This is a genomic window from Ureibacillus xyleni, from assembly GCF_900217795.1.
Classification (GTDB): domain Bacteria; phylum Bacillota; class Bacilli; order Bacillales_A; family Planococcaceae; genus Ureibacillus; species Ureibacillus xyleni.
The window spans coordinates 129,503-141,343 of the sequence record NZ_OBMQ01000002.1; the positions used below are offsets into that span (position 1 = coordinate 129,503).

10 protein-coding genes are annotated in these 11,841 nt (G+C 37.4%); 9 read left to right on the forward strand and 1 reads right to left on the reverse strand.

The genetic code is table 11. The annotated features are described in order from the left end of the window. Positions 1-16: 16 nt before the first annotated feature. From purM to purD, 4 genes are all read left to right on the forward strand, one after another. Positions 17-1,072 (forward strand): phosphoribosylformylglycinamidine cyclo-ligase, encoded by a 1,056-nt coding sequence (purM, locus tag CRO00_RS04520; protein ID WP_097072482.1) that lies wholly within the window; start codon positions 17-19, stop codon positions 1,070-1,072. After that, on the forward strand, positions 1,073-1,657 hold the full coding sequence (gene purN, locus CRO00_RS04525; RefSeq protein WP_097072483.1) for a phosphoribosylglycinamide formyltransferase: 585 nt from the start codon (positions 1,073-1,075) through the stop codon (positions 1,655-1,657). A 69-nt stretch (positions 1,658-1,726) separates the two neighbouring features. Then, on the forward strand, positions 1,727-3,253 hold the full coding sequence (gene purH, locus CRO00_RS04530) for a bifunctional phosphoribosylaminoimidazolecarboxamide formyltransferase/IMP cyclohydrolase (protein ID WP_097072484.1): 1,527 nt from the start codon (positions 1,727-1,729) through the stop codon (positions 3,251-3,253). Between the two features lie 171 nt (positions 3,254-3,424). After that, complete coding sequence (purD, locus tag CRO00_RS04535) at positions 3,425-4,681, forward strand: phosphoribosylamine--glycine ligase (protein ID WP_097072485.1); 1,257 nt, start codon at positions 3,425-3,427, stop codon at positions 4,679-4,681. Between the two features lie 51 nt (positions 4,682-4,732). Here the strand turns inward: purD and CRO00_RS04540 are convergent, their stop codons facing one another. Continuing rightward, on the reverse strand, positions 4,733-5,362 hold the full coding sequence (locus CRO00_RS04540; RefSeq protein ID WP_097072486.1) for a YgaP family membrane protein: 630 nt from the start codon (positions 5,360-5,362) through the stop codon (positions 4,733-4,735). 192 nt (positions 5,363-5,554) lie between these two features. Here CRO00_RS04540 and CRO00_RS04545 point away from each other — a divergent pair, with 192 nt between their 5' ends. The 5 genes from CRO00_RS04545 to pcrA all read left to right on the forward strand — a co-directional run bounded on the left by CRO00_RS04545 (position 5,555) and on the right by pcrA (position 11,831). Beyond that, on the forward strand, positions 5,555-7,285 hold the full coding sequence (locus CRO00_RS04545; protein WP_097072487.1) for an adenine deaminase C-terminal domain-containing protein: 1,731 nt from the start codon (positions 5,555-5,557) through the stop codon (positions 7,283-7,285). 14 nt (positions 7,286-7,299) lie between these two features. Next, positions 7,300-8,340, forward strand: a complete 1,041-nt coding sequence (locus CRO00_RS04550; protein WP_097072488.1) for a DUF3048 domain-containing protein — start codon at positions 7,300-7,302, stop codon at positions 8,338-8,340. Positions 8,341-8,362: 22 nt separating this feature from the next. Beyond that, positions 8,363-8,677 (forward strand): YerC/YecD family TrpR-related protein, encoded by a 315-nt coding sequence (locus CRO00_RS04555; RefSeq protein ID WP_097072489.1) that lies wholly within the window; start codon positions 8,363-8,365, stop codon positions 8,675-8,677. Between the two features lie 150 nt (positions 8,678-8,827). Next, positions 8,828-9,520: a heptaprenylglyceryl phosphate synthase gene (gene pcrB, locus CRO00_RS04560; protein WP_097072490.1), complete on the forward strand. Its 693-nt coding sequence runs from the start codon at positions 8,828-8,830 to the stop codon at positions 9,518-9,520. Between the two features lie 61 nt (positions 9,521-9,581). Further along, a complete protein-coding gene (gene pcrA / locus CRO00_RS04565; protein ID WP_097072491.1) occupies positions 9,582-11,831 on the forward strand; it encodes a DNA helicase PcrA in 2,250 nt (749 codons plus the stop codon). Positions 11,832-11,841 lie beyond the last annotated feature (10 nt).

The window sequence follows — 11,841 nt, forward strand, 5'->3', positions numbered from 1 at the left end:
GGAGGACTTTTCTCAAATGTCAAAAGCATATGAACAAGCAGGCGTAAATATTGAAGCTGGTTATGAAGCCGTAAAACGAATGAAGTCCCATGTTGAACGTACAAATCGTTTAGGTGTTATGGGAACGTTCGGAGGTTTCGGAGGCATGTTTGATTTGTCCTCTTTAAACTTAAAAGAACCCGTTCTTATCTCAGGTACAGATGGAGTCGGGACAAAGTTAAAATTAGCTTTTATGGTAGATAAGCATGATACAATTGGTGTGGATTGCGTGGCAATGTGTGTCAATGATATCGTCGCTCAAGGCGCAGAACCATTGTATTTTTTAGACTACGTGGCTGTTGGGAAAGCCGACCCTATAAAAATTGAGCAAATCGTTAAAGGTGTAGCAGATGGATGTGTTCAAGCAGGTGCAGCATTAATCGGTGGGGAAACTGCTGAAATGCCTGGTCTTTATGAAGAGGATGAATACGATTTAGCTGGATTTGCTGTAGGTGCAGCTGAGAAAGCGAACGTTGTAACAGGTACTCGAATTGTTGAAGGTGACGTGTTAGTTGGTCTTGCATCAAGTGGCGTTCACTCAAATGGATATTCACTAGTTCGAAAAATTGTATTTGCTGACAATGGCTTTACAGTAGATGAAGTAGTTGAAGGCTATGAAGATCTTGGCCCAATCGGTGAGGCACTTCTTGTACCAACAAAAATTTACGCAAAACCAGTTCTTGATATGTTAAAACAAGCAGATATTCATGGGATGGCCCATGTTACAGGTGGAGGCTTCTATGAGAACTTACCTCGTATGATGCCAGAAGGTTTAGCAACGGAAATTGACTTAGGTGCTTGGCCTGTATTGCGTATTTTTGAGTTTTTAAAAGACAAAGGTGATTTAGCAGATAAAGATTTATATAACGTATTTAATATGGGAATTGGATATGTACTTTCAGTTCCTGCATCTGAAGTTGATAAAGTTATCGCCATAGCTGAAGGAAATAATGAAAAGGCCTATAAAATTGGTCGTGTTGTAAAAGGTGAAGGAGTTATTTTCAACGGTGAGCATGATGGGAGTTTAGTTTAAATGACAACGAAAATCGCAGTTTTTGCTTCTGGTAGTGGTAGTAATTTTCAAGCGATACAAGAGGCAATCGTTCGTGGCGAGCTAGATGCCAAAATCGAACTTGTTGTCACTGATAAACCAGATGCTTTTGTAGTTACACGTGCAGAAAAATTTGATATTCCTGTCTTTTCTTTTACAGCACGAAATTATAAATCGAAAGCTGATTATGAGCAGGAAATTATCAATGTTCTTCAAGAGAAAGAAGTTGAATGGGTTGTACTAGCTGGTTATATGCGCTTAATTGGCGAAACATTGTTAGCTGCTTATCCTTATCATATTGTGAACATCCACCCGTCATTATTACCTTCATTCCCCGGAAAAGATGCCATTGGTCAGGCAATGGATCATGGTGTGAAGATTACAGGTGTCACAGTTCATTTTGTTGATGAGGGAATGGATACAGGGCCAATTCTTTCTCAGGCTGCAGTTGAGGTGGTTGAAGGGAATCGTGCTGCAACAGAAGAACGTATTCATGCAATCGAACATGTACTTTACACAAAAACGTTGAAACAAATATTTGAAAATAAAATTAATATCTTTCATTAATCTTTCTTGAGAAAAGGTATGTGAATGCATACCTCGGTTCTCAAATTACATAACTTGGAGGTCTTTTTTGTGACTAAACGTGCACTAATTAGTGTTTCAAACAAAGATGGTATTTTAGAATTTGCAAAAGAACTTGTAGCTTTAGACTATGAAATTTTATCAACTGGCGGCACGAAAAAAATGCTGCAAGATAACAATGTTCCTGTTACTGCGGTTGATGAGGTAACAAAGTTTCCAGAAATTCTAGATGGGCGTGTAAAAACATTAAACCCAATGATTCACGGTGGTCTATTAGGAAAATTTGATGACCCATCACACCAAGCCCAAATGAATGAGCATGGAATTGAACCAATTGAAATTGTTTGTGTAAACCTTTATCCGTTTGTAGAAACAATTTCAAAACCTGATGTAACTTGGGACGATGCAATTGAAAACATTGATATCGGTGGTCCAACGATGTTACGTTCTGCTGCAAAAAACCATCAGTATGTAACGGTAATTGTAGATTCAAACGATTATGCAAAAGTTCTTGAGGAATTAAAAGCAAATGGTTCTACTACAATCGAAACACGTAAAGCGTTAGCTGCAAAAGTATTCCGTCACACAGCTGCGTACGATTCTTATATTTCCAACTATTTAACGGAAGAAGAATTCCCAGAAAACTTAACAATGACATATGAGTTAAAACAAACGTTACGTTATGGCGAAAACCCTCATCAAAAAGCAGCATTTTATCAAAAACGTTTAAGCTCAGATTTCTCTTTAGCTTATGCAACTCAATTACATGGTAAAGAGCTTTCGTATAACAACATTCAAGACGGGAACGCGGCACTACAAATTGTTAAAGAATTTGAGAAACCAGCAGCGGTTGCAGTTAAACATATGAACCCTTGTGGTGTTGGAACTGGTGCTACAATCGAAGAAGCGTTTGATAAAGCATATGAAGCAGACCCAACTTCAATTTTCGGTGGTATTATCGCGTTAAATCGTGAAGTAGATGCAGCAACTGCTGAAAAATTAGGTGGAATTTTCTTAGAAATTATTATTGCCCCTTCATTTACTGAAGAAGCTTTAGAAATTTTAACTAAGAAGAAAAATATTCGTTTAATGACAATCAACTTTGCTCAAGAGAAAAAAGACCAATTTAAAGTAGTATCTGTTGAAGGTGGTCTTTTAGTTCAAGAAGAAGATACTTTCGGTTTTGCTGATGCGGACATTAAAGTCGCAACAGATCGTGAGCCTACTGAAGAAGAGTGGGAAGCATTAAAACTAGGTTGGGCAGTTGTAAAACATGTTAAATCTAATGCAATTGTGGTTAATGATACTCAAATGACTTTAGGTGTGGGTGCTGGACAAATGAACCGTGTTGGCGCAGCAAAAATCGCTCTAGAACAAGCTGGAGAAAAATCAAAAGGTGCAGTACTTGCATCTGACGCATTCTTCCCAATGAGCGATACAGTTGAAACAGCAGCAGCAGCAGGCATTACAGCAATCATTCAACCTGGTGGCTCTGTAAAAGATCAAGATTCTATCGATAAAGCTAACGAATTCGGAATTGCAATGGTATTTACTGGAGTACGTCACTTTAAACATTAATATAAAATTACGCTCGTCTTTGGGAGGCGGGCGTTTTTTAGGAAAACACGGGGAAAAGCGCACATAAACTCGAGAAAAGCGCACATAAATCCCCGTAAACCGCACATAAACAGGTCAAAACCGCACATAAATCGATAAAAACCGCACATAAAAAATTATAGGAGGCACTTTATGAATATCCTTGTAATCGGAAGTGGTGGTCGCGAGCATGCAATCGCCAAAAAATTTAATGATGCTCCATCTGTTGATAAAGTATACGCAGCACCTGGTAATGATGGGATGCGTGATTGTGCAGAATTAGTAGCATTAGATGCGATGGATTTTGCAGGACTAGCCCAATTTGCAAAAGAACATGAAATTGACTTAACTTTCGTCGGACCTGAACAACCATTAGCAGGTGGAATAGTAGACTTCTTCCATGCTCGCAACTTAACAATTTTTGGACCAACGAAAGCTGCTGCTCAAATCGAAGGCAGTAAATCGTATGCAAAAGAAATTATGAAAAAATACAATATCCCGACAGCTGCTTACGATACATTCACGGATGCTGAAAATGCAATAGAGTATGTAAAGCAACATGGGGCACCAATTGTCGTAAAAGCAGATGGTCTGGCAGCTGGTAAAGGTGTAATTGTAGCAATGACTGAACAAGAAGCAATTGACGCTATTAATGATATGATTGGCAACCAACGTTTTGGTGAGTCGTCTTCACGTGTTGTCATTGAAGAGTTTTTAGATGGCGAAGAATTCTCCTTCATGTCGTTTGTACATAAAGGTCAAATTTATCCAATGGTAATTGCGCAAGATCATAAACGTGCTTACGATGGAGACAAAGGTCCTAATACTGGTGGGATGGGCGCATATTCTCCTGTACCACAAATTCCACAAGAAATTGTTTCAAAAGCGTATATTGAAATAGTAGAGCCAACAGTAAAAGCTATGGAAGAAGAAGGGGTATCTTTCACAGGGATCCTTTATGCAGGATTGATTTTAACGAAACAAGGTCCAAAAGTAATCGAGTTTAATGCACGATTTGGTGATCCTGAAACTCAAGTAGTACTCCCACGTATGTCTTCTGATTTTGGATTATTCATGAAAGCACTTATGGATGAAAAATACTTTGATTTACAATGGTCTAACGAAGCGATGTTAGGTGTTGTAATTGCAGCTGAAGGTTATCCTGGAGATGTAGAAAAAGGTAATGCACTTCCAAGTTTAGTTCATATTGCCGAAAACACTGCTGTTTATCACGCAGGAACAAAATTAGTTGATGGTAACTTTGTTGGAAATGGTGGACGTGTTCTTTTAATTGGGGCAAAAGCCGATACATTAAAAGAAGCACAAGAAAAAGTTTATAGTGCAATTAACACTTTACAATGGGATAAATTCTTTTATCGAAAAGATATTGGATGGCGTACATTTAAATAAGCAGTAAAAAAGTACAACATCAACAGTTGTACTTTTTTACTTTCCTCTAGGTTATTTTTTTGAATTAGATGCCGACTTAGATGGCCCACCGTTATTATTATTGGTCATTTGAGACGCAGCTTTTGAAACTGCCTCTGCCGGGTCTGATCCATTCGCTACACTTTGCATCACTTCTGAAGCTGCATTCGCAAAGTTTTGTGCAGTACCAGTTTGTTTACTACTTGAAGAAGTGTTTGATGATTGACTACCGTTCACGGATGAAGCAGCCTGGTTAATGACTTGTTCAGGATCTTCACCTTCCATTACTGATTGCATCGCTTGAGTTGCTACCTTTGCAAGTCCACTATCAGACCAGGAATGATTGCTTTTTGAAGTATTGGAAGAAGTGCTACCCCAACGACCTTGATAAGTGTCATTATATGCTCTCATCAAGCTATCGCCGTCCATATATTCATCAAACGAATTGTAAACCGCCTCTTTTACATTCGAACCGATGAGAGCCTTCATTGGGCAATATAAGAATATCCCTTCAGCAACTTTCATGGCACCAGCAAGAACTAATGCAGAACCGAGCGTTTTGCTACCAGAATCCTTTGTCAAATGAGCAACACCAAAAGCTGTTAACCCTGTACCAAGTGCTAAGCGAACAAAACCGCTTTTTTCTGAAATATTTTCTTGCATGTCAGACACTCCTTTTAAAGTAAATATGTTCCAACCTAAAAACTTTAATTTACAAAAGTGCTGTGATACGATAGATAAGAGCTCAAAAATTTAAATAAATAATTTGAATACTTTTTGAGCAAAGTTAGTATGTGCGTATAAAATGTCTTTAGTCGAAATAAATTTTAAAAGTAATAGAAGGGAGTGTTAATTATGCCAGAGTCTACCTGGAAAATTCATGAAATACGAAAGCAAGTTGCCGTTATAGATGGTAAACACGCACCATCAATTGTTTTAAAAAATACACGTTATTTACATAGTGTACTTAAACAATGGATTAATGGAAACATATGGATTTTAGGGGATCGGATTGTATATGTTGGGAAGGAAATGCCTACAAGTCTTAATAATACACAGGTGCTGGATTTACAGGGAAAAGTAGTTGTTCCGGGATACATTGAGCCACATGTTCATCCGTTTCAGCTTTATCATCCTCAATCCTTTGCAGATTTTGCTGCACAAAGTGGTACGACGACGTTTATAGCCGACAACATGTCATATGTATTATCACTCCCAAATCAGAAAGCGTTTTCAATTTTAGATCAATTGAAAAAATTGCCGTTTTCTTTTTACTGGTGGGCACGATTCGATTCACAAACAGAACTTGAAAATGAAGATGAACTTTTTACAAATAAATCGGTTCTTGAATGGCTTGAACGAAATGATGTAATTGTTGGTGGAGAGTTAACAGGATGGCCACGTATTATCCGTGGTGATGATTTGATGCTGTATTGGATTCAAGCTTCAAAACTAAAAGGTAAAAAGGTGGAAGGTCATTTTCCGGGAGCTTCCGAAAAAACGCTTGCTCGTATGAAGTTATTTGGTGCGGATGGTGACCATGAGGCGATGACGGTAGAGGAAGTAGAAAATCGAATTCTACACGGATTTGCGGTTACGTTAAGACATTCCTCTATTCGCCCAGATTTACCACAACTTTTAAATGGGATTATAGAGAAAAACTTAAACATTTTTGACCATCTAATGATGACAACAGATGGCTCTACACCTAGTTTCCATCAAGATGGTGTAATGGATAAATGTATACAGATTGCCTTAGATGAAGGTGTTTCACCAATCGACGCTTATAACATGGCTTCTTATAATATTGCCCGTTATTATAACATGAACCACTTACACGGTTTAATTGCTACAGGCCGATTTGCATCATTAAATATTTTAAAAGATGAATTTTCACCAAATCCTGAAGCTGTTTTATCCAAAGGTGTATGGGTAAAACAAAACAATGAAAAAGTTAATGCCTTACCAAAAATTGATTGGGGACATTTTGAACCTCTTGAATTATCATTTGGGTTAACGGATGATGATTTTCAATTTTCAATGCCAATCGGAATCGAAATGGTAAATGACGTCATTACAAAGCCTTACTCTATTAATCTCCAATTTAATAATAAGGAATTGCCACTAGGTTGTGATGAAAGCTATTTATTATTAATCGATCGAAATGGAAAATGGCGAGTCAATACGATGATTAAAGGATTCGACACCCATGTAAAGGGATTTGCCTCTTCTTATTCATGTACCGGTGAAATTATCGTTATAGGAAAAAATATTAAAGATATGAAACAAGCCTTTGAAGAATTAAGAAAAATTAAAGGTGGAATTGTTCTTACTGAAAATAGTGAGGTTGTTACTTCAATTCCATTACCGATTAATGGCTCTCTGTTTGATGGAGATGTTGAAGAACTCATTAAATATGAATTAGCATTGAAATCTGCTATGAAAGAACGGGGATACAAACACTCTGATGTAATCTATACTTTACTATTCTTACAATCAACACATCTACCATATATTCGTATAACACCTCGTGGGATATATGATGTTATGCAAAAGAAAGTAATGTTACCAGCTGTGATGCGCTAAAGGGGAGAAAGAAAATGGTTCGTAATAAAGTAATGATAGCACTATTCTCGACAATTTTACTTGTTGGTTGTGGAGATAAAGAAGAAGCAGAAAAAGTAGAAGAATCTGTAGACGAAGAAACGATACCTGTTACGGAAGAAGTCGAGTTACCTTATGTGACACCTTTCACAGGAGAGAAGATTGCAAATGAAGTAACCATGCGTCCGATTATTGCAACTATTAATAACCATCCAGATGCAAGGCCCCAATCCGGTATTGCATCTGCAGATATTGTTTATGAAATGTTAGCAGAAGGTAATATAACTAGATTGTTAGCTTTATACCAATCTGAAATTCCTGAAATAATTGGACCAATTCGTAGTGCGAGAGACTACTTTATCGAAATTGCAGCAGGTTTGGATGCATTTTACATTGCCCATGGATATAGTCCAGAAGCACAAACAATGTTGATGAATGGTTTCGTCGATAATATCAACGGAATGGCGTATGATGGCACAATTTTTAAACGTTCTTCAGACAGAGTTGCGCCACACAATTCCTATATTCCAGGAGAAAATATTGAACTTGCTGCAGAGAAAGTGAATGCTTCACTTCTTTATCAGGAAAAAGTGTCGTATAATTTTTATGAGCCAGATGAAAGTGCTAAAATGGGAATTGAAGCAACTTCAGTAGAGATAAATTACGGAGGGTCCAGTTCCTTTAATAGCCTTTATACTTATAATGCTGACACAAAAACATATTCGAGGGAAGCGGGAAGTGTAGAAACAACAGACAATTTGACAGGGGAACCAATCGCGTTATCTAATGTTTTATTTTTCGAAATGGATCATAGCATTATCGATAGCGCAGGTCGACTGGAAATCGATATTACTTCAGGCGGCACAGCATATGTGTTTCAACAAGGAATTATGCGTGAAGTGCTTTGGGAAAATGTGGATGGCGTTTTAAAAGCAGTAGAAACTGATGGTAGTGAAGTGAAATTAGTACCTGGACAAACATGGATACATTTTGTTCCATCAAATCCAGGAATTGTTTCATCAGTTAGTTTCTCTTAGTTTAGTGAAGGGAAGAAAATGCATGCAGATTGATAAAATACGGGGACATCAAACTGATCAATTATTTAAAGCTGTATTGGAACTAAAAAATCTCGAAGAATGCTATAAATTTTTTGATGATTTATGTACAATAAGTGAAATTCAATCGTTGGCTCAACGGTTTGAAGTAGCTCATTTACTACGTTTAAAGAAAACATACGAAACAATTAAAAAAGAAACAGGTGCTTCCACAGCAACCATTTCTCGAGTTCGTCGTTGTTTTGATTATGGAAACGATACGTATGATGAAATGTTAGGACGTTTATATCCTGACGAAAAGCCATTCCAACCAAAGTAATTTTTAAAAATTTTAGGCTGTCCTAGTAAGTCAAAAACTGACTATTAGGCAGCTTTTTTTTACTTCTAAATTTTTTTCTCTTTATTGTAGTTTACGTTATACTTGTTATGAATCTATATAAATTTAGAACATTTTAGGTGGGGTGCAAGAATGGATTATAAAAGTTGGCGGCATGTGTTTAAAATTGATCCGGCAAAGGAAATTTCGGAGGACGATTTAGAAAAATTGTGTGAATCAGGAACAGATGTGATTTTAGTTGGTGGAACAGATGGGGTTACAGTTGATAATGTTATTGATATTTTGTTACGGGTAAGACGCTTTTCAGTACCTGTTGCTCTAGAAATATCAAATTTAGAATCCGTGATTGGTGGTTTTGATTATTATCTTATCCCTTCAGTATTAAACAGTACGGATACGAAATGGGTAAAAGACCTTCACCATGCAGCATTGAAAGAATATGGAGATGTGATGGTATGGGACGAGTTGATTGCGGAAGGTTATTGTATATTGAATCCAGATTGTAAAGTAGCAGAAGCAACGAGTGCGAATACAGACTTGTCAAAAGAAGATGTTATTGCTTATGCAAGACTAGCGGAAAATTATTTCAAACTACCAATATTTTATGTGGAATATAGTGGAGCTTACGGTGATGTAGAAATAGTTTCGGCTGTAAAAGAGGTGTTATCAGAAACAAAGCTATTTTACGGTGGAGGCATTACAAATGTTGAACAGGCTGAAGAAATGGCGAAAATTGCAGATACTGTAATCGTTGGCAACATTATTTACGACGATATAAAACAAGCTTTAAAAACGGTTGAAGCTGTAAAAAGTATTGCCATTTAAAATGCTTTAGGGGTGTAGATATAGTATAATAGAACAAATGTTTGTATAAAGGCGGTGCATCATGGAACAAATAACGAAAAACTTACTAAATGGAATGAATCCACAGCAAGCTGAAGCTGTAAAAACAACAGAAGGCCCCCTATTAATCATGGCAGGAGCTGGTTCAGGGAAAACGCGCGTATTGACCCATCGAATTGCCTATTTAGTCGTTGAAAAAGAGGTATATCCTTCAAAAATTTTAGCCATTACCTTCACTAATAAGGCTGCCCGCGAAATGCGTGAACGAATTGATGGACTTTTGGGAAATGGTACAACAGATAGTATGTGGGTATCTACCTTCCACTCAATGTGTGTGCGTATTTTAAGAAGAAATATCGACCGTATCGGCTATTCAAAAAACTTCTCTATCCTAGATTCGTCCGACCAACTTACTGTAGTGAAGAACGTATTAAAACAGCTTAATATCGATTCGAAACGTTATGAACCCCGTGCGATTTTAAATGCTATTAGTTCGGCAAAAAACGAGTGCATAACTGCTGATATGTATAAGACTAATAGCAATCCGAACAATCCCTACGAAAAGGTCGTTTCACAAGTTTACGATGAATACGAAAAGAGACTACGTAAAAACCAATCACTCGACTTTGACGATCTCATCATGACGACCATTACATTATTCGAACGAGTACCAGACGTGTTGGAATTCTATCAAAATAAGTTCCAATATATTCACGTGGATGAGTACCAAGATACGAACCACTCTCAATATAAGCTCGTACAATTATTAGCTCAAAAGTTTAAAAACATTTGTGTTGTAGGGGATTCTGACCAATCTATTTATCGTTGGCGTGGGGCGGATATCGGAAACATTTTATCTTTTGAAAAAGATTACCCAAATGCGAAAGTGATTTTACTTGAGCAAAATTACCGTTCGACAAAACGCATTTTACAGGCTGCCAATGATGTTATTGAAAATAATGAGAGCAGGTACCCGAAACGACTTAGAACAGAGAACCTCGACGGAGATAAAGTAGTTGTCTACAAAGCTTCAACAGAACAAGATGAAGCTCAATTTGTAGTACAAACCATTCAAAAATTAATGGATCAGGAAAACCGCTCATTAGATGATTTTGCGATTCTTTACCGTACGAATGCTCAATCCCGTGTTATGGAAGAAGTGCTCGTAAAATCAAATATGACCTACCAAATCGTGGGTGGAACAAAATTCTACGACCGCAAAGAAATTAAAGATTTACTAGCATACCTACGCTTAATTGCAAACAATGATGATGATCTGTCCCTTGCAAGAATTATCAATGAGCCAAAACGAAATATCGGGGCAACTTCATTTGAAAAAATGGCAACCTATGCAATCCAACATGACCTTTCAATTTTTGAGGCGATGAAGGAAGTATTATTTATGGGGCTTACTTCGAGGGCAGCTGGAGCAGTGGAGAAGTTTCGTGAGTTGATATCAAACTTAACACAAATGCAAGAATTTCTCTCTGTTACAGAACTTGTTGAGCAAGTAATTGAAAAGTCCGGCTACCGGGAAATGCTCGAAAATGAAAAAACAATTGAAGCCGAAAGTAGATTAGAAAATATCGAAGAGTTTTTATCCGTAACAAAAGCCTTTGAAGAGCGTAGTGATGATAAATCCCTCGTTGCTTTTTTAACAGATTTAGCACTAGTTGCAGATATTGATGCTCTAGAGAAAGAAGACACTTCAAAAGGTAGTATTATTTTAATGACTATGCATTCGGCAAAAGGATTAGAATTCCCAGTTGTTTTCATAATCGGTATGGAGGAAAATATTTTTCCACATTCAAGATCTTTAAATGATGCTGCTGAGATGGAGGAAGAACGTCGCCTTTGTTATGTTGGCATAACGCGAGCAGAACAGCGACTTTATTTATCTTGTGCTGGGACACGTACGCTTTATGGTCGTTCAAGTTTCAATATGCCTTCAAGATTTTTAAATGAAATTTCGGATGATGTTATGGAGCACATTTCAAAATCAGGAAATCGTATTGATGCAGAGGAGCTTCCCTTTAGCTCAAGTAGACGTGCTTCAAGTTATCGCCGCACAGTGGGGAATGTACAAACAAAGTCTCAAGTAGCCAGCTTACAATCTACGGGTGGAAATGAACTAGGTTGGAAAGCAGGAGATAAAGCTGTCCATGGTAAATGGGGTACAGGTACCGTTGTTAGTGTGAAAGGTGAAGGAGACGGACTTGAACTAGACATTGCATTTCCGAATATCGGTATTAAACGTTTATTAGCGAAATTCGCACCAATTACAAAAGGGTAAAATATGTATT